The sequence below is a fragment of the Streptococcus ovis DSM 16829 genome (assembly GCF_000380125.1).
In the GTDB taxonomy this organism is placed as follows: Bacteria; Bacillota; Bacilli; order Lactobacillales; family Streptococcaceae; genus Streptococcus; species Streptococcus ovis.
Genome location: NZ_KB904579.1, coordinates 98849 through 123506, shown reverse-complemented (window position 1 = coordinate 123506; position 24658 = coordinate 98849). Strand labels below are relative to the sequence as shown.

The following is a 24658-nucleotide window of genomic DNA, read 5'->3' as shown; positions in this document are numbered from 1 at the left end:
AAAAATATAGTTCTGATAGCGACTGAAAGTGTTTAATGTCACTTTCTTAGACGGATTCTAAGTTATGATATAATATAATTATCGAACCTATAAATGCTTGAAAGTGCAGTTTCAGGAGCAATCATCTCTGGCTACGATGCTTATAGCTCAGGTCAGCGTGGTTGGGCCTTGGTTGGCTCGACGCTAAAAGGTGCAGCAACAGGCTTCATCGGTGGCCAGTTTATGGGAGCCGGGGCAAGCGTTGCGGCGAATGTTACTCAAAATATTACGAATCAAACCGTCCGCCAAGTGGCACGAGTCGGTGTTGAGGCTGGCGTTGAAACTGTCATTGACACAGGTATTGATTTGGCTAGATGATGTTCCTAAATATACACCTCCAAAAGGAGGTGGTGGAATCACAAATACTATTATAAAAAATGGCAAGACAATTACATTTGGTCATGGTGGGAGACGAGACGTAGGAGTACAAGGATTTAATTATGGTGAAGTAGAAGATTTGATTGCTAATCATGTCAGCCAAAAATCTTTAAATATAGGACACAATGCTCCTGTTTATATCCCCTATGAAGGTAAAATTATTGAATATAGACCTTATCTTAGGGAAGACAATGGAATAATCAATATAGGAACATATATAATAAGAGGAAAGTAGATACATGGCAGAAGAATTAATTGAGTTAGAGAAAAAATGGCTTAATGTTTTGATGGCTGTTGATTTCCCAGGGAAAGAGTTTATTGAACGACAGCTATCAGAAGCTTATGTGTCAGAAAGAGTGGTGCATAGCACCTATGCGTCTATCTATATGGGAACCACCTGTCCAGAAAAATATCCCTATAACGTAAATGTTCCTATCGGTATGGATATTATTCCTCCAAATGGTGTCCCCATAGCATTTAATCTGTATCTTAATGAAGAGGGATTTATTCATCTTTTAGGAATAGATAGTCTCTCAGGAGATGATATTGATTACTATAATATTAGTTTTGACAATATTAAATATTATGTTAGTGATTAAAAAATTTGAGATATAAAGCAAAATCTTTAGAGGAAAATTTAATAAATGTTGGGACATTTTATCCTATTTCAAAATAGAAAGGACTTTTTATGTACAGGAAATTAAATGAATTAGAAATAAAATGGATAGAACTACTGTTGGTGCCTTCTTTTGAAGGAAAAAAATTATTACTGAACAACTCAAGAATGCTGTAGTTGTTTCTGAAATTATGGCGCCAATTTTTTCTTTAAAATTAAAAACAATGTCAAATTCTATATTTCCTTTTAAAGAAAGGATTCCTACTCAAATGTTAGCTTTTCAACCTAATGGGGATAGCATAGACTTTCTTTTACACGTTGTTGATGGATACATTGATGAGTTAGAAATATATTCAACGAGTGGGAACTCACTTGATCCAAATCATATTTTACTAAATAATATAAAATATGATGCCTTTTCTAAACCCGGAAGCTATTTTTATGAGTAGTAAGATTAATTCCTAATATCTGGATTAATTCAATATAGATAGTACGAGGAGTTGATGAGACGATTAGAATCAGTTGAAAAGATTTGGATAGATACATTATTAAAACAACCAATACGTGCAAAAGAGACTATTCAAAGACAGCTAGCAGAAGTTTTTGTAGTTGACGTGGTTGAATCTCCCTATGTATTTATAAAATTCAAAAAACCTTTCACACAACCTATCCCTATATTCAAAAAGTGCCAATTAATATGGTATTTTATCCTTTGATTTTAGAAAAATTCGTACATCGGCATCAGCAATAAGAAATACTGGCGGGGAAAGTATAGCTGGTCACGCCCTCCGAAAGTATGCAGGTAGAAATCCGTCTATTTGGGGGAAAGTGTCTGGAAATTCAGCTAATATAAATTCACAAGCAATGAGGCATATTGATGATATTCTTGTAGCTCCGGGTGATTTTTCGGTAGTAACAACGAATAGGGGAACCTCATTTTTACAGAAATCTCTTTCGGATGGTAGAAGGAATAAGACTTAACATGGACGGTACATTTAAAGGGTTTATTGATAGATAGAAGGGAATTATTCATGGAATATCTTGAACTTATTTTTAAAGAAGTACAGTTAGATAATGTTGAATCATTGTTAACAAATCTAGGAATTACAAAGACAGGCAATTTGCAGGACTCTCATTTTCTTCTAGATAATCAGGATGCTACTTACTCAAAGAATATTGATTTCTCCAAATATTACTCAGTACCTGCCACTGGTATGCTGAGATCAAACTACGCAGAAATTGGGGCAAAAATCTATGATGTAGTCACTATTATTTCAGGTTGTTTTCCAACAGTAGAGATAGTCTTAAATTTCCAAAATATTTCACTTGAAAATCGAGAGAAAATTTATTATTGGATGCAATCTAATAGTAGATATGCAAATCAAATTATATTAGGAATTGAACCAGTTGAAACGGATGATGAAATTATTTATGTTATAAATAATTGTCATAAGTGAGTTACCGAACTAATATTCTTGATTAAGGCAAGAGAGCTCAGACTTAGTATTATTCTAAGTCTGAGTTTTTGTATGATATAATATAAGAGACACTGAGTGTACTGATGGAAGTCCAAGACCCGAGAGGGAAAAAATATCAATCGTAATTGGACGAAAGCTTTAGAGGACAATCAAACTCATGTATGTGATCCGAAGACGACCAAGGGTTCGGATCAGTCGAAGAAGAAGAGTGTCAACCCAAGGGAACTTCAGACTCTCGTTAACCAAGCCAACGCCGGTCAATCTGATGCTATTTTCAAATTGATAAAGAATTTAGATATTCAATCAGTCAAAGGTACTCTAACTCGTACGCCAGAAGAAATTAAGGCTTCAAATCAACGAGTTTGGGATAATTTTGTGACGAGTTTGAAGCATCTGGCAGGAGAAACATTTGCCGTATACGATCTAATTCGCTTATTTAGAGGAAAGGACCCCGTTACAGGTAAATCCTCCAATCGATGGGTAGCAGGAGCCTCTGTTTTGTTAGAACTAGTTCCATACGTTGGTCAAGTAGCAAACATGGCCCGTATGGCAAAGGTGGCTAAGGTTTCGAATAAAGTGGATGATCTCCCTAAAGCTGCGAGGGTAGTTGCTAAAGTTGATGATGTAGGAGATATAAAGAAAGGTCTTCAAGGAAGTAAACACTTAACCGAACTTCCTCAAGAGGTTCAAGATGCCTATAGAGGATATGATAGTGTTGGTTGGAAAGGGAATTATAAAGGACAAACATCGGGGACAAGTGCTGGTAGAACCTTTAGAAACAGGGAAGGAAGTCTACCTAAGACGGATATGCGGGGGAATAATATTACTTACAAAGAATATGATGTTAATTCTAAAATTGTAGGTGATAGTCGTGACAAACAGCGACTCATTCGAGGCAGTGATGGTAGCGTGTATTATACGGGAGACCATTATGGGACGTTTATAAAAGTCAAATAGTTTAATAATTATTTACTAAGTGTCGATAGAAAAGAGGGGGCTAAAATGCAAAACCAAATATTACATGTACATAGCAATTTTGATATTAATAGTTTAAAATCAGAAAGTTATCATTTTGCTATACTTGACGGTAACAATATTTCCGATAAAGCTGACTTATTGTTGGCTCTAGAAGAAATTTTTAAAATGCCTGATGCTAATAACTGGGATGCTGTTGCAGATTGGTTATCGGATTTAGAATGGCTCGGAAAAGAGGGGTATATACTCTATATAATGAATTATGCATCGCTATTAGCGAGCGATATGGAGTCTAAAGAAATTTTTCTAGAAATTCTATCAGATACTGCGAAATGGTGGGCTGGAGATGTTGAAAAAAATGTCGTTGGTGGTAAGAAAAAATCATTTAATGTGTATTTAGCTGACTAGTATATATACTTTCTAACTGGCTTTCCGTATATCCAAGTCAATTTTCAAGCGAAAATTGGGGAGATGTAGAGGTGGTAGAAGACAATACCCCAGTATTAAAAGAAAAGGAGGAATGATAGTAAGTAGTAAGAGAGGCAGACTTTGCTCTCTCTTATTTTTTATGTAGCAGTGTTACTACTTAAAAAGTATGATACAATTAAGGTAAGACAGTCTATGACGGCGATGATAATCGTGTGTTCACCGCTAGTCGAGCAGAAGGTAAGAACACTTACCAACTCTTCCAACGAAAACCAAAGGACAAGTCTGGAAGAAAATCACCATACACCGCAGCAGGTGGTGAGGAGCACTCACTCTTCTGGTATGGCTTCACACAAAATGTCCTCCAATTCGTCTCTAGCTTCGGCACTAGCGAAGGGTACAGTTGGATAGACACGTTTGATACGGTTTCAGTTGCCTACCACCAAAAAGTGGCCAAGGACAGAGCTAACGACGAAGGCTTAGTGGTTAATCCGCCAGATTTGGGCAACCTTCCAGGCGAGGGCGAAGTGACCTATGCTTCACAGGTGCAGGATGTCCTCATCCCATATACCACAAGGGAAGACAACTACCATTATTACGAAGAGCGCAATTATGTCAGTAGTTTGCATAGAAATGATGCCAATCAACTTGCTCTTCTCGAAGTGAAAAAAGTCCGAGAACAAGGTTCTCAGACTCAGATGGAAGACAAACTAGAGTGATTCTGGTTTGTTTTTTCTATTTTTCAAATGACATAGCAACTTTTTAAATCCATTCATGTTCTTGTGCAATTTTGATGGCTTCTACTCGATTGGCTGCACCAAGTTTGTTGAAGATGGAAGAAGTGTAATTACGGACGGTGCCGTTTGAAAGGAAGAGCTCTTCAGCGATGTTCTTACTCGTTTTGCCAGCTGCGACTAGTTGTAAGACTCTTTGTTCTTGATTGCTAAGGGGATTTTCATGGCTGAGAATGGTTTCCATGAGTTCAGGAGAGTATTCTTTACGTCCAGCCAGTACAGCGTGTATCGTTCCCATTAGCTCGGAGATGGAGCGATCTTTCAGTACATAGGCGTCCACTCCCGCCTTGACAGCTCGTTGAAAATAACCCACGCGCTTAAAAGTGGTGACAATCACAACTTTGACTTGGCAATGGGTGCGTGCCCATTCGAGGACATCCAGGCCCGTTTTCTGTGGCATTTCGACATCTAAAATGGCCACGTCAATCTTTTCCTTTTGCAAAATAGCGATAGCTTCCGTACCATTCCCCGCTTGAAAGACAGCTTCCACATCTTCTTCCATCAGTAAGAGTTGGCACAGGGCGTCTCGCAACATGGACTGATCTTCGGCGACTAGTAATTTCATTGGAGACCTCCTTCTTCTAACACCACGCAAATCGTAGTAGGATGCGCAGTAGAAACAATCTCTACTCGTCCGTGCACTAGTTGTAGGCGTTCTTTAATCGAGTGCAATTCATTCCCTGCCAATCGCTCAAATCCACGCCCGTCATCAGAGACTTCAATCACAATGTGATCGGATTGGTGGATGGTAATCTGGCAGTGCTGTGCCTCTGCATGCTTAATGATATTGGTGGTTAATTCTCGTAAAATCATGGTCATGCTTGACTGTAGTACCGGAGAGAGCTGGTCAGTGTTCATCTGATTGTTCATAGAAAACTCGACGCCTGACATGGCAAACATCTCTCGAATCGTTGCTAGTTCTTCGGAAACGGTGCGGTATTTAAGATTGTTGATGAGCTCACGGACATTTTTCATGGACTCTTTGCTAATAGTGTTGAGTTCCTGTAACTCTTTCTGTACAGCCTCTGTATTTCCCTTATCTAATTGTTTGAGCGCCAGCTCTGTTTTCAAGGTCATCATGGCAAAGGTGTGGCCCAGTGTATCATGCAAATCACGCCCAATTCGATTGCGCTCATTTTCAGCAACAAGGACTTGATTTTCTTGGCTCTGACGATAGAGAAGTTCTTTTAATTTTTCTTCCTCTCTCGTTTGCATCAGAAAAGTAGTCATCCCTAAGATAAAGAGAGCCACCAGACCAATCGCTACCTTATCTGTCATGGTTGGAGAAAACCAAATACCAACACCAATGACGAATACAATAGCAACCAGCAACGAATACCCACGATAGGAGCGCCAGCCTTTTTCAAACCGCCAAATGAGCAGATTAGATGGGTAGAAAAAGAACCACATCATATTACCATTGACGATGCAAGTTATCAAGACAATGTAAAACAAAAGATAGTGCCAAAAAATCTCTTTTAAGACACGATGACCAGCCTTAAGATGAATGAGGCCTAGATAGGCGAGAACAAATATAATTGTTAAGGGAAAGGTCCAAAGGGGATAGCCAAAGTATTTCAAGCCTAAGAAAGGGAAGAGGATAAAGACTAATCCTACATAGTAGGGAAGTAAATCTTTATGAAATGGACGAAACATTATTTCACCTCAGTTTTATTTTTAATCATCAGTGCAATACCTGTAACTATTATAGCATAGGCAAGGATACTGAAGAAGGATTTCCAAAGAAAATCACCATTTGCTGCAAATTGTACCACAAGCTGATTAACATGATACATTGGTGTCCATTTGGAAATGTTCTGCGCCCATTCTGGGAAAGTCTCAATTGGCATCCAAGAACCACCAATAATCGCAAGCCCAAGAAAGGAAATATTGGCCACAATAGACATAGTTTGAGAGGAAGGAATCTGAGCAATCAGTAATCCAAAAGCAAGAAAAATCAAACTTCCAAATAGGAGTAGACCAACAGAACCCATCCAACGTTCAGCAGGCATGGTCACATCACGGAAAAAGGCGCCAACCAAAAAGGTGATTACAATTGAAAAGGTGAAATTTAAGAGCACGCGAGCAATTTTTGAGAGGTAATATTGCCAGATAGGAAGGCTAGAATGCTCGATATAAGTTAGCCAATTTTCTCTTTGGTCTTCCACCATCATAAAAGGAAAGGTGAAAAATCCAAAACTAGACATGGAGAAGGCTGTCATGGTCATCATGAAGGACTGGACAATAGCTCTCTGCCCCTCAGGAGTATCAGACATTCGCATGCCAGAGTAGAAAAGAAAGAAACCAACAGGCATCCCAATTGCCATGATAAAGTTAGGCCATTCTCGCCAAGTTTTTATCCATTCGATTTTTAATAAGGCTTTCATCATTCTTCCTCCTGTGTCTTGTCAAATAGAGTATGGAGCAAGGTTTTATTTTGCACCTCAATATCAGTAATTCTACAACCATGCTCTTGCAAAATATCCCATAACTTATCAATGTCCCTTGTCATAAAGCGAATAACATCGGTTTTGATTTCGACATCATAAAGGATTGGTAATTCTCGAACGACATCTAGGTAGTCTTTCGACAAGGTGACTTCCTTCTCATTGTCCTCCCGTCTCATAGCAAATGGTGTCGTATCTTTCAAAAGTTTTCCCTGATGCAAGACTAAAATTCTTTCTGCTGTATGCTCGACCTCTTCGATATAGTGACTAGAATAGATAATGGTACGACCAGCTGATTTAAGCTGGGAGATGATCTCCCAAAACCGCTGACGCGTAGATGTATCCATCCCAGCTGTTGGTTCATCTAAAAAGAGAATGTCAGGTTGACCGATTAAGCAGAGAACAACGGACAAGAGTCGTTTCTGCCCACCAGATAATTTGTCAGCCAATTGTTTTTTCTGATCTGGGGAAAATTGCAAATAACCGTCAATCACCTTATCTGATAAGGGATTATGGGCGATGGATTTGAAAAAATTAAGTAATTCCTGCACCTTGAGATTACCGGGTACCCGATTTTCCTGAGACAAAACCGCCATTTTTGTCCGAAGTTCAGGATGCCGAACAGGTAGTCCTTGAATGGAGATTGTGCCTTGACTAACCAGCTTATCCCCCAGTAAACAAGACATCAAAGTCGTCTTCCCAGCACCATTTGGACCAATTAAGGCAATACAATCTCCTTGATGAATATCAAAATTTATTTCTGATAAAATAGACTTCCCTTTAATTGTCTTACTAAGATTTGTCACTTCAATTACTTTGGTCATGATATCTACCTCCATTTTCTCTAGTGAAAGCTTTTAATCCAAAGAATAATCCCCAAGTCATCCCAATGATACCGTAAAACATATTTGCATAATCCGTAAAAAAGTGTGTGTAGAATTCCACCAATGTTCCTAAAATCATCATCACAAGACCAAAACAAATTTTTCTTATCATCGTAGCCGTCCTTTCTTATTCTTGTCCTTATTCTACTGAAAAATAGCAGAGCTTTTTAGCCCATTTTGTCATGACATGATATGACAAAAGTCATGTATTGGGCAAAAAGAAAAAAGCTGAGAAAACTCAACTTTTGATTGTTTTTTCATAAGCCCATCCATTTCAGAAGTGGTAGGAGTAAAATCGGTAAAAAGACAGCAGGAATATAGTTCATCACTTTGAAATGGGTCACTTCGATCATATTGAACCCTAAAGCAATGAGCAGGACAGAGCCAACAGAAGACATTCCTGTGATGACGCTATCACTTAGGTAACTTCCCAAAAATCCGGCTAATAAGGTCATTCCACCTTCGTATAATAGCACAGCTATGGACGAAAAGAGGACGCCAATTCCATTAGTGGAAGCCAGTAAAATCGCGATAATCCCGTCAATAATCCCTTTGCTATAAAGCATGCTATCATCATCAAGTAGTCCACTTTGCAGACTTCCAACAATGGCCATCGCGCCCACGCAAAAAATCATGATAGCTGAGAGAAACCCTTGAGCAAATTGTGATTCTTTTGGGTCTTTTACGAGCCTTTTTTCAATCTTATAAGACAAATGTTCCATAGCTTTTTCGATGTTCAAGCCTTCACCGATAAGGGAACCAAAAACTAGCGATAAGATGAGCAACATCGTGTCAGTTGCCTGCATAGCTCCTTGAATGCCAATGACAACCACACAAAGGCTCATTCCTTTCATCAAAATATCGTGAAATCGTTGGGACAACCCCTTTTGAATTCCTAAACCTAGACCTGCACCTATCACGATACACATCGCGTTGACAATCGCTCCCATAACTCCTCCTTCATTAACCGGTACTATTATAGCACAAAAGATAGCTGATTGATTCCATAATTTATGGTATAATAAGCTGTTACATCAAAAAGGTTTCATTAGCCTTGAAAGGATTTAGAAAATGACAGAAAACAACTCATTTTACATTACAACTCCAATTTATTACCCATCTGGTAAATTGCATATCGGTTCAGCCTATACGACCATTGCCTGTGACGTTTTGGCACGTTACAAACGTATGATGAATAAAGATACTTTCTACCTTACTGGATTGGATGAGCATGGTCAAAAGATTCAGCAAAAGGCTGAAGAAGCAGGTATTACGCCACAAGCTTATGTTGACGGTATGGCTGTTGGGGTTAAAGAACTTTGGAAACTCCTAGATATTTCTTACGATAAATTTATTCGCACAACTGATGATTACCATGAGGCTGTTGTCGCTGCTGTTTTTGAAAAATTGCTAGCGCAGGGTGACATTTATCTTGGCGAATATTCAGGTTGGTATTCAGTATCTGATGAGGAATTCTTCACAGAAAGCCAATTAGCAGAAGTTTACCGTGACGAAAATGGAAATGTCATCGGTGGTGTAGCCCCATCTGGTCATGAGGTGGAGTTGGTTTCTGAGGAGTCTTATTTCTTCAAACTCAGCAAATACCAAAAACATTTGGAAGCTTTCTTTAAAGCTCATCCTGATTTTATCAGTCCAAATTCTCGTATGAATGAAATGTTGAAAAACTTCATCGAACCTGGTTTGGAAGATTTAGCAGTGTCACGTACAACCTTTACTTGGGGAGTTCCTGTACCGTCCAATCCAAAGCATGTTGTCTATGTGTGGATTGATGCTTTGCTCAACTATGCGACAGCTCTTGGTTACGGTCAGACGGATTCAGCTAACTTTGATAAATTCTGGTTGGGTCAAACAGTCACTAAATCTTGGACAGATGAAGCTGGTAAGACCTGGGACTTCACTGTTAATCCAGAAGTCAATCACATGGTTGGCAAAGATATCTTGCGTTTCCACTCTATTTACTGGCCAATTATCCTTATGGCGCTTGATTTGCCATTGCCAAATCGCTTGATTGCGCACGGTTGGTTTGTCATGCAAGATGGGAAAATGTCTAAGTCAAAAGGCAATGTGGTTTATCCAGAAATGTTGGTGGAACGCTTCGGTCTTGATCCGCTTCGCTATTACCTCATGCGTAGTCTTCCAGTTGGTTCAGACGGTACCTTTACCCCAGAAGATTATGTCGGTCGTATTAACTATGAGCTGGCAAATGACCTTGGGAATCTCCTCAACCGTACGGTTGCCATGATTAACAAATACTTTGGTGGTAAGATTCCAGCCTTTGCACAGGCAACTGATTTTGATGACGATTTGGCAGCAGTCGTAGCTGAAAACTTAACAGCCTACCATAAGAATATGGATGCAGTGGATTATCCACGTGCCTTGGAAGCTGTTTGGAACATCATTGCTCGTACCAACAAGTATATTGATGAGACAGCACCATGGGTACTTGCCAAAGAAGATGGAGACAAGGAGCAACTGGCAGCAGTCATGGCACATTTAGCAGCTAGCTTGCGCGTGGTAGCGCACCTTATCCAACCATTTATGATGGAAACCTCAAATGCGATCATGGAGCAACTAGGATTAGGTAGCGAATTTGATCTTGAAAACCTTGCCTTGTCAGGCTTGCCAACAGGTGTGACAGTTGTTGCCAAGGGAACCCCAATCTTCCCACGTCTTGACATGGAAGAAGAAATTGCCTACATCAAAGAACAAATGACTGCAGGTAAATCAGCTGTTGAAAAAGAATGGAACCCAGAAGAAGTTGACTTGAAATCTTCTAAGGACGAAATCAAATTTGAAACCTTCGATGCCGTGGAAATCCGTGTGGCAGAAGTCAAGGAAGTGTCTAAAGTAGAAGGTTCTGACAAACTTCTTTGCTTCCGTTTGGATGCAGGTGATGGCGAAGACCGTCAAATCTTGTCAGGTATTGCTAAGTTCTATCCGAATGAGCAAGAATTGGTCGGCAAAAAACTCCAAATCGTTGCCAACCTTAAACCACGTAAGATGATGAAAAAATACATCAGCCAAGGTATGATTCTCTCAGCAGAATATGATGGCAATCTTACCGTCTTAACAGTAGACCCAAGCGTACCAAACGGAAGCGTGATTGGGTAAGGTAAAAAGAGAAAGGTAATGCTGACATGAAAGATCACCGAGCAATTGGTATCGTTTTTCTAGCTAATGCTATCACTCTGGGAGTTGCCACAAAGATGTGGTATCTTGGCGTGCCATTTTTTGTGCTAGGTATTACCTATCTTGCAAATGACAAGTATCCAAATAACAAAGAGGAATAAGTTAGAATAAAAGATGGGAATTATCAATCCCGTCTTTTTATTATGCAAATACAAGCTACTTTTCATAGATTTTTTCGAATATATAAGTAAAGGAGAGTCTATGTTAGTTGCTTATGACCAAAATCAACAGCTTATCAATCTGGCTGAGGAAATCCCAAATGGGAACATATCTTTTTTCTGCCCTGCTTGTAAAAGCCCTGTACGCTTGAAAAATGGTTCTGTCATGAAGGCGCACTTTGCTCATGTATGCTTAGAACAATGCCGATTTGCTTCGGAAAACGAATCTGCTCAGCACCTTGCACTCAAGACGAAGCTTTACAGGTGGTTGCATGCAGATGAGGAAGTAGCTGTGGAGCAATTTTTGCCAGAAATCAATCAAATAGCCGACTTGCTCGTGAATCATAGATTAGCCCTGGAAGTGCAATGTTCTAGCCTATCCATAGAACGTCTGCGGGAGCGGACCGTAGCCTATCGAGAAAATGGCTACCAAGTACTATGGCTTTTAGGAAAAGATTTATGGATAAAAGACCAACTGACTCCCCTCCAAAAGCAGTTTCTGAGTTTTAGCCGAAATATGGGATTTCACTTGTGGGAGTTAGACTTGGAGAGGCAGGCCCTACGTTTACGCTATTTGATCCATGAAGATATGCATGGTAAAGTCCAGTGTCTTTTCAAAGAATTTTCTTTCGGACAAGGTAATTTGTTGCAACTTTTACGGTTGCCATATCAGAGACAAAAACTGGCGTGTTTTCAGGGGAAAATGGACCATCAGCTACCACGCTATGTTGCCAAGCAACTCTATTATCAAGTCCCAAAATGGATGAAAAGGCAGGAAGTAGCTTATGAGAAAGGAGAAAATTTACTAACTTGCACAGTGGAGGAATTTTATCCTCAAATTTGTCCACCACAGTCTGATATTGGATTTGTACAAATAATAGAGGATCTGACTCACTATCAGGAGAGGTTTATAAGCTATTACAAAAATCAGGAAAATAAGACTGAGCAGATTTTGTACCCACCTACATACTATGACTGTCAGAGATAAGAGAGAACTATACTTTGGTTGGAAGAATAGAAGTTTTGTGCTAAAATAGAAAAAACGGAGGAAACATTTATGACAAAACAACGAAATGAAATTGATGAAAAATACCAGTGGGATTTAACCACGATTTTTGCGACAGATGAAGCATGGGAAGCAGAACTAGCAGACTTGTCTGCTGAAACAGAAAAAGCCAAAGAATTGGCAGGACACTTGCTTGACTCAGCAGAAAGATTCTTAGAAATCAGCGAAACACAATTGGACTTGAGCCGTCGTATCGAAAACCTGTACGTTTACGCCTCAATGAAAAACGACCAAGATACGCGCGAAGGAAAATATCAAGAATTTCAAGCAAAAGCACTTGGTTTGAACTCACAATTCTCACAAGTTTTTGCCTTTTATGAGCCAGAATTTTTGACGATTACGGATGAGCAGCTTGCAGACTTTTATGCAGCAGAACCAACATTAGAATTGTACCGTCACCAGTTTGACAAACTCTTGGCAACAAAAGCGCACGTCCGTTCTCAAGAAGTAGAAGAAGTCTTGGCAGCAGCAAGTGAAGTTTTTGATGCACCATCAGAAACCTTCTCTATCTTGGACAATGCCAGCCTGCGCTTCCCAGAAGTAGCAGATGAAGAGGGACACCTGGTGCCACTTTCTCACGGAAATTACATCTCCTTTATGGAGTCGAGCAACCGTGAGGTGCGTCAAGAGGCCTATGAAACCATGTACAGTACGTACGAGCAATTCCAACATACTTATGCGAAAACCTTGCAATCAAATGTGAAAGTTAACAACTTGAAAGCACGCCTTCGTCATTATGGTTCTGCCCGTGAAGCAGCTTTAGCTGCTAACTTTGTACCAGAAGCAGTTTATGATACACTCGTTTCAGCAGTAAACAAACATTTGCCATTGCTTCATCGTTATGTCAATCTCCGTAAGAAATTACTAGGCTTAGATGATTTGAAGATGTACGATATGTACACACCATTGTCTTCTACAGACTACAAGTTCACCTACGAAGAAGCGCTTGAAAAAGCAGCAGATACCTTGACTATCTTCGGTGATGATTATAGTAAAAAGGTAGCGCGTGCCTTTTCTGAACGCTGGATTGATGTGCATGAGAATGAAGGAAAACGCTCTGGAGCCTATTCGGGTGGTGCCTACGACACCAATGCCTTTATGCTTCTTAACTGGCAAGATACCTTAGATAACCTCTATACTTTGATTCACGAAACAGGTCACTCGATGCACTCCATGTATACGCGTGAAAATCAGCCCTATGTATATGGACATTATTCTATTTTCTTGGCAGAGATTGCCTCTACGACCAATGAAAATCTATTGACTGAAAAACTCTTGTCAGAAGTGACAGATGATAAGGTTCGCTTTGCGATTTTGAACCACTATCTGGATGGTTTCCGTGGAACTGTCTTCCGTCAAACACAATTTGCTGAATTTGAACATGCGATTTATAAAGCAGATCAGGAAGGTCAAGTATTAACAGCTGATTTCTTAAACAAACTCTATGGTGAAATCAACGAGAAATACTATGGTTTGTCTGCTGAGGAAAATCCATTTATCCAGTATGAATGGGCACGTATTCCGCATTTCTATTATAATTTCTATGTTTTCCAATATTCAACTGGTTTTGCAGCAGCATCAGCCCTTGCAGATAAGATTGTCAATGGTAGACCAGAAGACAAGGAAGCTTATCTCAATTACTTGAAGGCAGGAAGTTCTGACTATCCGCTTGAAGTCATGAAAAAAGCAGGCGTTGATATGACCAAGGAAGATTACTTAAATGAGGCCTTCAAAGTCTTTGAAGCCCGCCTGACAGAATTAGAAGCCCTTGTTGAAAAAGGCGTTCATGCTCAATAATCCAAAATCCCTTTGGGGATTTTTTGGGTAAAAGGAGACAAAATAATGATAGAAATTCGTAAGCTACAATTAGGAGATGAAGTAGCCTATCGCCGTTTTGAGGAAGCGATGCTAGCTGAAAAAACAACGAATTCATTTGTCGAAATGGAGTATATTGATGATTTGCCAAAAGCCATCTTAGAAGGACAAGAATCAGAAATAAAAAAGGAAGGTCAGATCTGGTCTACTTATTCGACTTATTATGCTTTTGTGAATGGAGAAATTGCAGGGATGATTCGTTGTTTTTGGGAGGCGGATAATGAAACTGTTGTGAATCTTGGTCAGCTGGGTTATATGTCCTCGCCAGTTTTTCGCCGACAAGGAATTGTACAACACTTAATCCAATTTGCCATGGAACTTTTTGCAGAAAAGGGATATGACCGTATTTCGGTGGTAGCAGCTGAAAATAATCTTCCTAGCCGTCGTCTCATTGAAAAGATGAGTGGGCAACTAGAGAAAATTTCGCAAATTGATTACTTTGGTAAGTCGATGATGGCTGCTAAATACCAGTTCCTGCTGAAATAAAGGCTTTGCCCTTGACGTTGCTTTGAAAACTACAATCCGTACAAAAAGCATTCTTGACAGAATGCTTTTTAATTACCTTTCAAGTGAAAAATCAATCCCTACCTTGTTAGAAAGAATATTTTTCAGATAGTAAGCTATATAGAAATCAATCGTACCATGGATGAATGATCCTATTCCAACTAATAAAAAGAGAGACCATAGATAGCTTACAGTCATATTCGTTGTTGCTGTGAAACCAAATACTACAAAAAATTCAGCTAGACCATGAAGAAGATTAAGAGACAGAATGAGAAGAAGGAGTGGCAGCGACTTTTCCTTTATTTTTGAAAATTTCTGCAACAAAATAGCTCCTATTGCTGCAAAAATAATGTGGGAGAGTGCGCGAAAAACAATGACGATTGGAAATCCTGCAAATAAAAAACCAAGCGCTGTACCAAGTGTAACCATAATAGCAATAGGTGTGGAAATAAATATGGCTAGAAAAATAGGAACATGACTAGCTAGAGTAAAAGAAGCTGGTCCGATGACGATTTTCACAGGCATCATCAGAGGAATCAAGATGCCAAATGCAGTGAGAATGGCCGTGAGGACTATGGTTTTAGACTGGAATGGTTTCATAACAAATCTCCTTTATGATGAGATTCATTATAAAACAAAACATTACAGGTGTCAAGACACCTGTAATGTTTGCTAAGAAATGGTTGTTTATTCTTCTTCAAGTAATAACTGTTCCTTGTGTAAAGCTCCTTTAATTTGTTCAAATACGAATTGGGAAGGGCAAGCAATTGTATGGAGGTGAACCCCGTTTGTCAGGCTAGACAAAAGCGGAGCATGTGAATGGTGGATTTTTTTCATGAAATTGGAGATATCTTCCAAGGAATGAATGGCGAGTGCTGCTGTCAATCTTCCGTAGATAGGATGTTCCACTTCAACATCCATTAGTGTACCTCCATTTTCAACAATGAGAAGCATTTCGCGCTCTGTTTCAGAAGGGCCATGCTTACAGACAACTTTGCCAATATACTGATTGGAGTATTGAGGAGGAGATAGAAGATAGCCTTTTGGGGTTGAAAGGATATCGTGATGATTGGCTCTCAACAGTGCGATGTCTCCCACGATAATTTGGCGACTAACCCCTAATTGTTTAGCGAGCTGAGAAGCTGAAATAGGCTGAGTAATAGGACCTAGTATCTCAATGATTTTTTGACGTCGTTCACTTGCTTTCATATGTCCTCCATTCCTTTTCTTCATCATACCATATTTTACTTGAAATGACAGAATTCATATAAAAAGAAAAATCTTTTGAAAAATGGAATCGAACAGGTTATAATAGAAAATATGGTTGAATCATACAGTAAAAACGCAAACCACAATATGCGCCGTCCTGTTGTCAAGGAAGAAATTGTGGACTTTATGCGGACACGTCAGGCGCAAAACACAGGATTTTTAAAAGAATTAGAAGACTTTGCCCGCAAGGAAAATATACCTATCATTCCCCACGAAACAGTGGCATATTTCCGGCTGCTGATGCAGACCTTACATCCGAAGCACATCTTAGAAATTGGCACTGCCATTGGGTATTCAGCACTATTGATGGCTGAAAATAGTCCAACTTCAAAGATTACCACGGTTGAACGCAATGATGAAATGCTTCGATTTGCTCGTGAGAACCTAGAGAAATACGATAGTCGCAAACAGATTGACTTGGTCGAAGGAGAAGCACTAGAAGTGTTACCGGACTTGCCGGATGACACCTATGATTTTGTCTTTATGGATTCAGCAAAATCGAAATACATTGTTTTTCTACCTGAAGTGTTGAAGAAGGTGAAAGTTGGTGGCCTCATCATTTTAGATGATATTTTTCAAGGTGGAGATGTTGCTCGAGATATCATGGAAGTTCGCCGTGGGCAACGAACGATTTACCGTGGGTTGCAACGTCTCTTTGATGCGACATTGGATAATCCAGATCTGACAGCTAGTCTTGTGTCGATGAGCGATGGCCTTCTCATGCTTCGTAAAAATGTCGCAGATGTGCGATTAGATCTTGCAGAAAATTAAGCAGTTTTTAAGGAATTGTGATATAATAATAGAGTTAATGAAAAAAAGGAGACACTTTTTAAATGAAAACTAAAAAAATCATGGCTGGTGCGATTACCCTTCTTGCAGCAGTTACACTTGCAGCTTGTTCAAATGCGAAAGATTCAGATATTATTACGATGAAGGGGAGTACCATCACTGTTTCTGAATACTATGAAAAAGTAAAGACAAACTCTGCAGCGCAACAAGTCTTGCTTCAAATGGTCATCAAAGATGTATTCGAAGACAAATACGGATCTAAAATCTCTGACAAAGAAGTAGATGAAGCGTACAATAAAATGGCAAAACAATATGGGGATTCCTTTGCAGCCGCATTGACATCAGCTGGTTTGACAAATGAAACCTACAAGGAACAAATCCGTACAAATAAATTGGTAGATTACGCTGTAAAAGAAGCTGCCAAAAAAGAATTGACAGATGATGTCTACAAGACAGCCTACGAGTCTTATACGCCAGAAGTGACTGCTCAAATCATCAAATTGACGGATGAAGCAAAAGCGAATGAAATCTTGAAAAAAGCTCAAGAAAATGGTGCAGATTTTGATAAGTTAGCGAAAGAAAATTCAACGGATGCGACTGCTAAAGATGGTGGAAAAGTCAAATTTGATTCTACTTCATCTGAGATTCCTGCAGAAGTTCAAACAGCTATCTTTGCCTTGGACGAGAACCAAGTTGGAGCTGCGGTAGTACCTGTTGTGGACATGACGACTTATACATCAAGCTACTACATTGTGAAATTGAACAAGAAAACTGAGAAATCTGATAACTGGAAAGATTACAAGAAACTCCTCAAAGAACAGATTTTGAAACAAAAAGGCCAAGACGCTACCTTTATCAGTTCTGTTGTATCAAAAGCATTGAAAGACGCAAATGTTAAGGTGAAAGATGATGCTTTCCAAAGCCTCCTTTCACAGTACATCACTACATCAGAAACAAGTTCAAGTGACACCACAAGTTCTTCAGCGGACTCAGATAAAACAGAAGATTCTAAAAAAGACAGTTCAGAGAAGTAAGGCTTGACCCCTTCTTAAAAACTGTGTATAATAAATTGTTGAGAATTATTTTTCAAGAATCGGATACAGAAAAATGGCGGATGCTGCGAGCCATGGACGATCAGAAAGATATGCTACTCAATGATAACAATTGAATAAACCAGTCATATGTGAGGTATCTTGCAGTGACTACTGAGAATGACAAGTTCATTGAATGAAGGTGGTACCGCGGTTTGTCGCCCTTCGTTTGGTGGACTTTTCTTTGTTTCTGGGAGGTCAATATGAAACACTTTCAAATCAAACAAAAGATGTGGTCTTTAGGTGGAAAATTTACTATTCAAGATGAGATGGGAATACCAAGCTATCAAGTAGAGGGGAGTTTTTTGCAGATTCCTAAAACCTTTACAGTAACGGATATGCAAGGGCGTATCGTCAGTCAGATAGAAAAGGAATTTTTAACCTTTTTACCCCGTTTTACGGTGCAGTTGGCAGATGGAACATCCTTTGTTCTACGGAAGGAATTTACTTTCTTCAAACCTCGCTATCAGATTGACAATCTCGCTATGACGATTCAGGGTGATTTCTGGGATATGAACTTTGAGTTGACTCAAAATGGTCAAAAAGTTGCTCAGATTTCCCAAGAATGGCTTCGTCTAACTTCAACATATAATATCGAAGTATTTGATGAAGCTTATTCAGATTTGGTCATTTCACTTGTTATCGCGATTGACTATGTCAAAGAGATGGAAGCAGCTGCAGCTTCTAGTTCTAGTTGATGATGAGTCAGGAGAAGGTGAAAAATCCCTACTCTTAAACACTTTTTAGAAAGGAACTGAGTTCGTCCTGTGATTGTCGGGACAGTTCCTCACTACGAAATTAAAAATATATGAAAGGAATGTTCAGTTAAGGAGTTTAACTGAACCCGGGACTAAATTCCTCGTAAAAAAGATAAACCTCCTCATGTGCTAGCACATATTGTCGGTTTCCTATTTTTATACGGAATTTTTCGGCGAACCGAAAGGTCCCTTGGTATCTTAAAAATGAAACAATTATCTTCTGCTCAGATTCGTCAAATGTGGCTTGATTTCTGGAAATCAAAGGGTCACTCTGTTGAGCCTTCAGCAAATCTTGTCCCTGTCAACGATCCAACTCTGCTTTGGATTAACTCAGGGGTAGCGACACTTAAAAAATATTTCGATGGCTCTGTGATTCCAGAAAATCCACGTATTACCAATGCACAAAAATCTATCCGTACCAATGATATTGAAAATGTTGGTAAGACTGCGCGTCACCATACCATGTTTGAAATGTTGGGGAACTTCTCGATTGGAGATTATTTCCGTGATGAGGCTATCGAATGGGGCTTTGAACTTTTGACAAGTCCAGAATGGTTTGATTTTCCAAAGGACAAGCTTTACATGACCTACTATCCAGATGATAAGGATTCCTACAACCGCTGGATTGCTTGTGGAGTTGAGCCAAGCCATTTGATTCCACTCGAAGATAACTTCTGGGAAATTGGTGCAGGTCCTTCTGGTCCAGATACAGAGATTTTCTTTGATCGTGGGGAAGCTTTTGACCCAGAAAACATCGGTATCCGTCTCTTGGAAGAAGATATTGAAAATGACCGCTATATCGAAATCTGGAATATCGTCTTGTCTCAATTCAATGCGGATCCAGCCGTGCCTCGTTCTGAATACAAAGAACTACCAAATAAAAACATCGATACAGGAGCAGGTCTGGAACGCTTTACGGCAGTGATTCAAGGGGCGAAGACGAACTTTGAAACCGACCTCTTTATGCCAATCATCCGTGAAGTGGAAAAATTGTCTGGTAAAACTTATGACCAAGATGGCGACAACATGAGCTTCAAGGTCATTGCAGACCACATTCGTGCCCTTAGTTTTGCTATCGGTGATGGTGCCCTTCCTGGAAATGAAGGCCGTGGCTATGTCTTGCGTCGTCTCCTTCGCCGGGCCGTTATGCATGGTCGCCGTCTCGGCATCAATGAAACCTTCCTTTACAAATTGGTCGTGACGGTTGGTCAAATTATGGAAAGTTATTACCCAGAAATTCTTGAAAAACGTGAATTTATCGAGAAAATTGTCAAACGTGAAGAAGAAACCTTTGCTCGCACTATTGATGCGGGTTCTGGTCACTTAGAAGATTTGCTTGCCGAGTTGAAAAAGGATGGTAAGGATAAGCTGGAAGGGAAAGATATCTTTAAACTCTATGATACCTATGGCTTCCCAGTTGAATTGACCGAAGAATTGGCAGAAGACGCAGGTTACAAGATTGATCACGACGGCTTCAAGGCTGCCATGAAAGAGCAACAAGACCGTGCTCGTGCAGCGGTTGTCAAAGGTGGCTCAATGGGAATGCAAAATGAAACCCTTTCAAATATTGTTGAACCATCTGTCTTTAGCTATGAGGAAGAAGTATTGGATGCGACCTTGTCTGTCATCATCGTAGACAATGAACGTTCCGAAGTAGTATCTGAAGGACAAGCACTCCTTGTCTTTGATAAGACTCCTTTCTACGCAGAAATGGGTGGTCAGGTCGCTGACCACGGTGTCATCAAAAATGAAAAGGGTGATATCGTCGCACGTGTGACGGATGTGCAAAAGGCGCCAAACGGTCAGCCATTACATACGGTTGAAGTATTGGCAAGTCTAGCACTTGGAACAAGCTATACACTTGAAATTGATGCAGAGCGTCGTCGTGGGGTAGAAAAAAACCATACGGCAACTCACTTGCTTCATGCTGCTCTTCACAATGTCATTGGTGAACATGCGACTCAGGCTGGTTCATTAAATGAAGAAGAATTCCTACGGTTTGACTTTACTCACTTTGAGGCGGTAACGGCTGAAGAACTCCGCCGCATCGAAGAAGAAGTTAATGAACAAATTTGGAAAGCTCTTCCAATTGTAACCGTTGAGACAGATGTAGACACAGCGAAATCAATGGGAGCGATGGCCCTCTTTGGTGAGAAATATGGTAAGGTCGTTCGTGTAGTGTCCATCGGAGACTACTCTGTCGAACTCTGTGGTGGTACTCACCTTGGAAATACTTCTGAAATTGGTCTCTTCAAGATTGTCAAGGAAGAAGGGATTGGTTCAGGAACTCGCCGCATCTTGGCAGTAACTGGTCAACAAGCCTTTGAAGCTTATCGTGCACAGGAGGATGCTCTGAAAGAAGTGGCTAAGGCAGTGAAAGCACCTCAATTGAAAGATGCACCTGCTAAGGTTGTAGCCTTGACAGAACAAGTCCGTGACTTGCAAAAAGAAAATGCAAGCCTCAAAGAAAAAGCAGCGGCAGCAGCTGCTGGTGATGTCTTCAAGGATGTCAAGGAATCAAATGGTGTACGCTATATTGCAAGTCAAGTTTCTGTATCTGATGCAGGTGCCCTTCGCACCTTTGCAGATAACTGGAAACAAAAAGATTACTCTGATGTCCTTGTCCTTGTGGCTAGCATCGGTGCAAAAGTCAATGTCCTTGTAGCAAGCAAATCCAAAGATGTGCATGCAGGTAATGTCATCAAGGAATTGGCTCCACTCGTCGCTGGTCGTGGTGGTGGGAAACCAGACATGGCCATGGCAGGTGGTAGTGATGCTTCAGGTATCCAAAACCTCTTGAATGCTGTAGCTGAACAGTTGTAATAAATATCCATTGAACAAGGAGAATCTAAATGATTGTAAACTTAGTGAAAGAAAAGTTAGGGCTTATCTTCCTTTGTTTAGGTCTCTTGTTCTTGTCCGTAGTACCACACATCAGTACGAAAGAAACGGTAGTATTTGGTCTAGGTCTAATTTCTCTTCTTGCTAGTGCTGGCTATGCCTATAAAGCAAAATGATTTACTGAAAAAGATTTGGAAATTGACTGAAACGAGTGCTTTTGATTGTAGTTTCTCTGGTACTCTTGCAAGTGGTCAATCACGTTGGTGATGTGATTCAGGTGTGGGAGGAATTACGGAAACACAAAATCAACAGATAGTTGGTGATGAAGTCGCTCATTTTTCTCCCTATCTCCGTTTCTTTGATGTTGCCTTAGTGGCCCCGCTAGCAGAGGAAGTTGTTTTTAGAGGGATTATACCTCTTCTAGTTTTTAAAAAATATCCCAGATTGGGATATGTGGTGGGGGCTGTTGCATTTGGTATGCTTCATTCTGTGTCATCTATTAGTGACGCTGTGATATACATTGGAGCGGGTCTTGTCCTTGCTATTGCTTCTTATCGTTATGGTAAATTGAGTGATAGTTTGATTGTACACATCATTAATAATGCCCTCTAACATTCAAAACCAAGTTCAGTCGAACTTGGTTTTTTCTTTGTCTTTTGTTAAAATAGTAGCCATATACTAGAAGAGAGAAGTGAAAAGATGAATCTTTTATTTACCATTGATGATGGCTACGTGAAGCAGTTTCAGACTATGTTGTACTCGCTGGTGCGTCAGATGCCAGAAGAGGATTTTCAGGTCTACGTCCTGCAGAAAACCTTGCTTGAAAAGGACGAAGCACTTCGGTTGTTTGCTGAGCGGTTGGGCGTGAGCTACCATCCGATTGTGGTTGGGACGGAGACATTCGCGGATGCTCCAACGACGGATCGCTATCCTGATACCATTTACTATCGACTATTAGCCCATGAATTTTTACCAGAACATCTGGATAAAATCCTCTATCTAGATGCTGATATGCTCTGCCTCAATGATATCACGGCTCTCTATGAAATGGACTTGGAAGATAAACTTTACGCTGCTGCTAGTCATAATGCAGACGGCAAAATTTTGGATTATGTCAATAAGCTACGCCTGCAGAATTTTGAGATGGAGTCTTCGTATTTCAATACAGGGACGCTCCTAATGAATTTAAACACCATTCGTAAAGTAGTCAAGCGGGAAGCGATTTTGGATTACATTGACCGCAATCGCAATCGTCTGATTTTGCCAGACCAGGATGTCTTAAATGGACTCTATGCGGATATGGTGGTGCCTGTTCCAGATGAAATCTATAACTACGATGCCCGATATAGTTTACTCTACCAAGCCAAAAGCTTAGGAAAATGGGATTTGGACTGGGTGATTGCACACACCGTGTTTCTTCATTTTGCTGGACGTGACAAACCGTGGAAATCAGATTACACAGGGCGTTATGCAGGACTTTATAAATTTATGGAAAAAGAAGCCATGTCTATCATGGCCAAAGGTGAAATAAAATCATGAAAACAGTAGGCAACATCATTTGGTTTATCTGTTCAGGCTTTTGGGCTTGGCTGGCTTGGTATCTAGTAGGGATTTTGCTCTCTATCACTATTGTCGGTATCCCATTTGGCTTGCAGTGCTTTAAAATCGGCAATTTTGGTCTCTTTCCCTTTGGGAAACGGATTGAAGCTGGAACTGGTTTAGGCAGTCTCCTGCTCAATATCCTTTGGATTTTACTAGCAGGTTGGGAATTGGCTCTCATGCACCTCTTTTCAGCCCTCGTGCTTTGCATCAGTATTATCGGCATTCCCTTCGCCTTCCAATCAGTGAAGTTGGCAGTCATCAGCCTCTTTCCATTTGGCGCACGGATTTACCTAGATTAGGTTTGGATTATATGCAAAAGTCCTCTATCTCTATGAGATAGGGGACTTTTTTAGAAAATATATTCAATGGTGAGATAAGGATAGGTAACAACTAGTTCTTGGTGAAGTTGTTCTCGTATCTCGTTTAAAATTGAAATGTTTACGCCAGCCACTTCTTGATAGATTGGCTTCATACGCACCGTCAACTGCATTCCTTGTTTATAGATAAAAATATCCATTTTGGATAACTGCTCGGGTAAGTGAGTTGTTAAAAAAGAGCGGATGTGAGTTTCTAGTGCTTCATCTTGAAAAGTAGAGTGCGTCAGCTCTTTAAAAGAGACAACGAGCACCTGTAAAGGTTCCTTGATAAAAAAGAGAATCAGTAAGACAGTAATGAAGAAATCGCCAGTATAATGTAAAAATCCTAATGGACTGGTAATAGGAATAAAATACAAGATTAACATGGCCACGCCAATTCCTAATGAAATCAAACCATCTATCCAGTTTCCCTTACTTTCAGCCTGTACAATGGTACTCATATGATTTAACTCCTTACTTTTACGCTGATTATAAAAGGCAAGGGCAAAGCACATCGTGCTGGTCAATAATGTATAAGGGAGAACAAAGTCTGTTGTCATCGGTAAACCTTGATGTTCAAAGAAATACCGAAAGGCGGTTGAAGTTGTCTCTAAGAAAGTAAGAAAAAGAAGCATGAGGATAGCTAGTGATTTAACAACCCCATATAATGGCTCTAAAAAATAAAGGCCTTGAGGAAATGTTGTTGTGGTTCGGTGGCTATTTTTAGAAATAAAGAGAGCAACTAAAGTAGAGACAAAGGCTATGAGAGTGAAGACAGCATCTAACAAAAGAGCGTTAAGGTCTGTGATGATGAAGACAGCTAGTCCCATCAGCCCCGAAATCAAGTTAACAATAGCAGACATAGTAAGTGATTGTTGTTCAATTTTTTTCTTATCCATATCATTCCTCCTGTAGTTCTTTCTTCTATTGTAACAAAAAATAGTAGGAGGGTGCAAATGACTATTATCTTACTAAAAATGACAATTTTCATAATCTTTTTGACAAAAATTATTATTTTTTTGACAAAGATAGTTGTCAAAAAGAAAAAGATGTGTTACAATAACATCATAGAAAAAGAAAACGAATACAAAAGGAGAAAGTA

General features: G+C 39.8%; 31 protein-coding genes. 22 read left to right on the top strand and 9 right to left on the bottom strand.

Going from position 1 to position 24658, the window contains the following annotated elements; genetic code table 11:
* Positions 1–93 precede the first annotated feature (93 nt).
* The 9 genes from A3I9_RS0107115 to A3I9_RS0107075 all read left to right on the top strand — a co-directional run bounded on the left by A3I9_RS0107115 (position 94) and on the right by A3I9_RS0107075 (position 4631).
* The gene (locus tag A3I9_RS0107115; protein WP_018378344.1) at positions 94–357 is read left to right on the top strand and encodes a hypothetical protein; all 264 of its coding nucleotides are present in this window, start codon (positions 94–96) and stop codon (positions 355–357) included.
* Positions 329–652, top strand: a complete 324-nt coding sequence (locus A3I9_RS0107110; RefSeq protein ID WP_169333655.1) for a hypothetical protein — start codon at positions 329–331, stop codon at positions 650–652. Before A3I9_RS0107115 ends, A3I9_RS0107110 begins: the two co-directional genes overlap by 29 nt.
* Positions 653–656: 4 nt before the next feature.
* Positions 657–1016 carry a hypothetical protein gene (locus tag A3I9_RS0107105; RefSeq protein WP_018378342.1) on the top strand — a complete coding sequence of 120 codons (360 nt, stop codon included), beginning with the start codon at positions 657–659 and terminating at the stop codon, positions 1014–1016.
* 208 nt (positions 1017–1224) lie between these two features.
* Positions 1225–1482 (top strand): hypothetical protein, encoded by a 258-nt coding sequence (locus A3I9_RS0107100; protein ID WP_018378341.1) that lies wholly within the window; start codon positions 1225–1227, stop codon positions 1480–1482.
* A 54-nt stretch (positions 1483–1536) separates the two neighbouring features.
* Entirely contained in the window at positions 1537–1749 is a 213-nt protein-coding gene (locus A3I9_RS0107095; protein ID WP_018378340.1) for a hypothetical protein, read from the top strand.
* A gap of 315 nt (positions 1750–2064) precedes the next feature.
* Positions 2065–2490, top strand: a complete 426-nt coding sequence (locus A3I9_RS0107090; protein ID WP_018378339.1) for a hypothetical protein — start codon at positions 2065–2067, stop codon at positions 2488–2490.
* A 300-nt stretch (positions 2491–2790) separates the two neighbouring features.
* Positions 2791–3468 carry a ribonuclease domain-containing protein gene (locus A3I9_RS13010; RefSeq protein ID WP_018378338.1) on the top strand — a complete coding sequence of 226 codons (678 nt, stop codon included), beginning with the start codon at positions 2791–2793 and terminating at the stop codon, positions 3466–3468.
* A 45-nt stretch (positions 3469–3513) separates the two neighbouring features.
* Positions 3514–3894, top strand: a complete 381-nt coding sequence (locus tag A3I9_RS13005; protein ID WP_018378337.1) for a barstar family protein — start codon at positions 3514–3516, stop codon at positions 3892–3894.
* A 233-nt stretch (positions 3895–4127) separates the two neighbouring features.
* Positions 4128–4631 carry a hypothetical protein gene (locus tag A3I9_RS0107075; protein WP_018378336.1) on the top strand — a complete coding sequence of 168 codons (504 nt, stop codon included), beginning with the start codon at positions 4128–4130 and terminating at the stop codon, positions 4629–4631.
* A 43-nt stretch (positions 4632–4674) separates the two neighbouring features.
* Here the strand turns inward: A3I9_RS0107075 and A3I9_RS0107070 are convergent, their stop codons facing one another.
* The 6 genes from A3I9_RS0107070 to A3I9_RS0107045 all read right to left on the bottom strand — a co-directional run bounded on the left by A3I9_RS0107070 (position 4675) and on the right by A3I9_RS0107045 (position 8987).
* Positions 4675–5271: a response regulator transcription factor gene (locus A3I9_RS0107070; RefSeq protein WP_018378335.1), complete on the bottom strand. Its 597-nt coding sequence runs from the start codon at positions 5269–5271 to the stop codon at positions 4675–4677.
* Positions 5268–6362 carry a sensor histidine kinase gene (locus tag A3I9_RS0107065; RefSeq protein WP_018378334.1) on the bottom strand — a complete coding sequence of 365 codons (1095 nt, stop codon included), beginning with the start codon at positions 6360–6362 and terminating at the stop codon, positions 5268–5270. The genes A3I9_RS0107070 and A3I9_RS0107065 overlap by 4 nt, the downstream gene beginning before the upstream one ends.
* Positions 6362–7093, bottom strand: coding sequence for an ABC transporter permease (locus A3I9_RS0107060; RefSeq protein ID WP_026217376.1), 732 nt, complete (start codon positions 7091–7093; stop codon positions 6362–6364). Before A3I9_RS0107060 ends, A3I9_RS0107065 begins: the two co-directional genes overlap by 1 nt.
* Entirely contained in the window at positions 7093–7977 is an 885-nt protein-coding gene (locus A3I9_RS0107055) for an ABC transporter ATP-binding protein (RefSeq protein ID WP_018378332.1), read from the bottom strand. The genes A3I9_RS0107060 and A3I9_RS0107055 overlap by 1 nt, the downstream gene beginning before the upstream one ends.
* Positions 7961–8149 carry a hypothetical protein gene (locus A3I9_RS0107050; RefSeq protein ID WP_018378331.1) on the bottom strand — a complete coding sequence of 63 codons (189 nt, stop codon included), beginning with the start codon at positions 8147–8149 and terminating at the stop codon, positions 7961–7963. Before A3I9_RS0107050 ends, A3I9_RS0107055 begins: the two co-directional genes overlap by 17 nt.
* A gap of 145 nt (positions 8150–8294) precedes the next feature.
* Complete coding sequence (locus A3I9_RS0107045) at positions 8295–8987, bottom strand: DUF554 domain-containing protein (RefSeq protein ID WP_018378330.1); 693 nt, start codon at positions 8985–8987, stop codon at positions 8295–8297.
* Positions 8988–9108: 121 nt separating this feature from the next.
* Here A3I9_RS0107045 and metG point away from each other — a divergent pair, with 121 nt between their 5' ends.
* The 5 genes from metG (at position 9109) to A3I9_RS0107020 (ending at position 14832) form a co-directional block, all read left to right on the top strand.
* Entirely contained in the window at positions 9109–11169 is a 2061-nt protein-coding gene (gene metG, locus A3I9_RS0107040) for a methionine--tRNA ligase (protein ID WP_018378329.1), read from the top strand.
* Positions 11170–11195: 26 nt separating this feature from the next.
* Positions 11196–11348, top strand: a complete 153-nt coding sequence (locus A3I9_RS13575) for a hypothetical protein (RefSeq protein WP_018378328.1) — start codon at positions 11196–11198, stop codon at positions 11346–11348.
* Between the two features lie 100 nt (positions 11349–11448).
* Entirely contained in the window at positions 11449–12393 is a 945-nt protein-coding gene (locus tag A3I9_RS0107030; RefSeq protein ID WP_018378327.1) for a competence protein CoiA, read from the top strand.
* 69 nt (positions 12394–12462) lie between these two features.
* A complete protein-coding gene (gene pepF, locus A3I9_RS0107025; RefSeq protein ID WP_018378326.1) occupies positions 12463–14268 on the top strand; it encodes an oligoendopeptidase F in 1806 nt (601 codons plus the stop codon).
* A gap of 45 nt (positions 14269–14313) precedes the next feature.
* A complete protein-coding gene (locus A3I9_RS0107020; protein WP_018378325.1) occupies positions 14314–14832 on the top strand; it encodes a GNAT family N-acetyltransferase in 519 nt (172 codons plus the stop codon).
* 72 nt (positions 14833–14904) lie between these two features.
* Here A3I9_RS0107020 and A3I9_RS0107015 read toward each other — a convergent pair whose 3' ends face one another.
* Both A3I9_RS0107015 and A3I9_RS0107010 read right to left on the bottom strand, forming a co-directional pair.
* Positions 14905–15450 carry a hypothetical protein gene (locus tag A3I9_RS0107015; protein WP_018378324.1) on the bottom strand — a complete coding sequence of 182 codons (546 nt, stop codon included), beginning with the start codon at positions 15448–15450 and terminating at the stop codon, positions 14905–14907.
* An 87-nt stretch (positions 15451–15537) separates the two neighbouring features.
* Positions 15538–16059, bottom strand: coding sequence for a transcription repressor NadR (locus tag A3I9_RS0107010; protein WP_018378323.1), 522 nt, complete (start codon positions 16057–16059; stop codon positions 15538–15540).
* 111 nt (positions 16060–16170) lie between these two features.
* Between A3I9_RS0107010 and A3I9_RS0107005 the strand changes: the two genes are divergently transcribed.
* From A3I9_RS0107005 to A3I9_RS0106970, 8 genes are all read left to right on the top strand, one after another.
* Complete coding sequence (locus A3I9_RS0107005) at positions 16171–16890, top strand: O-methyltransferase (protein ID WP_026217375.1); 720 nt, start codon at positions 16171–16173, stop codon at positions 16888–16890.
* Between the two features lie 62 nt (positions 16891–16952).
* Positions 16953–17942 (top strand): peptidylprolyl isomerase, encoded by a 990-nt coding sequence (locus tag A3I9_RS0107000; RefSeq protein WP_018378321.1) that lies wholly within the window; start codon positions 16953–16955, stop codon positions 17940–17942.
* Between the two features lie 260 nt (positions 17943–18202).
* Complete coding sequence (locus tag A3I9_RS0106995) at positions 18203–18697, top strand: LURP-one-related/scramblase family protein (protein WP_018378320.1); 495 nt, start codon at positions 18203–18205, stop codon at positions 18695–18697.
* A 264-nt stretch (positions 18698–18961) separates the two neighbouring features.
* Positions 18962–21580, top strand: coding sequence for an alanine--tRNA ligase (gene alaS, locus A3I9_RS0106990; RefSeq protein ID WP_018378319.1), 2619 nt, complete (start codon positions 18962–18964; stop codon positions 21578–21580).
* Between the two features lie 29 nt (positions 21581–21609).
* Entirely contained in the window at positions 21610–21774 is a 165-nt protein-coding gene (locus A3I9_RS13415) for a hypothetical protein (protein ID WP_018378318.1), read from the top strand.
* Between the two features lie 103 nt (positions 21775–21877).
* Positions 21878–22210, top strand: a complete 333-nt coding sequence (locus A3I9_RS12600) for a CPBP family intramembrane glutamic endopeptidase (protein WP_018378317.1) — start codon at positions 21878–21880, stop codon at positions 22208–22210.
* Between the two features lie 87 nt (positions 22211–22297).
* Positions 22298–23137 carry a glycosyltransferase family 8 protein gene (locus tag A3I9_RS0106975; RefSeq protein ID WP_018378316.1) on the top strand — a complete coding sequence of 280 codons (840 nt, stop codon included), beginning with the start codon at positions 22298–22300 and terminating at the stop codon, positions 23135–23137.
* Positions 23134–23499 (top strand): YccF domain-containing protein, encoded by a 366-nt coding sequence (locus tag A3I9_RS0106970; protein ID WP_018378315.1) that lies wholly within the window; start codon positions 23134–23136, stop codon positions 23497–23499. Before A3I9_RS0106975 ends, A3I9_RS0106970 begins: the two co-directional genes overlap by 4 nt.
* A 50-nt stretch (positions 23500–23549) precedes the next feature.
* On the opposite strand, the gene A3I9_RS0106965 is transcribed toward A3I9_RS0106970, so the two are convergent.
* Positions 23550–24455, bottom strand: coding sequence for a cation transporter (locus A3I9_RS0106965; protein WP_018378314.1), 906 nt, complete (start codon positions 24453–24455; stop codon positions 23550–23552).
* Between the last annotated feature and the right edge of the window lie 203 nt (positions 24456–24658).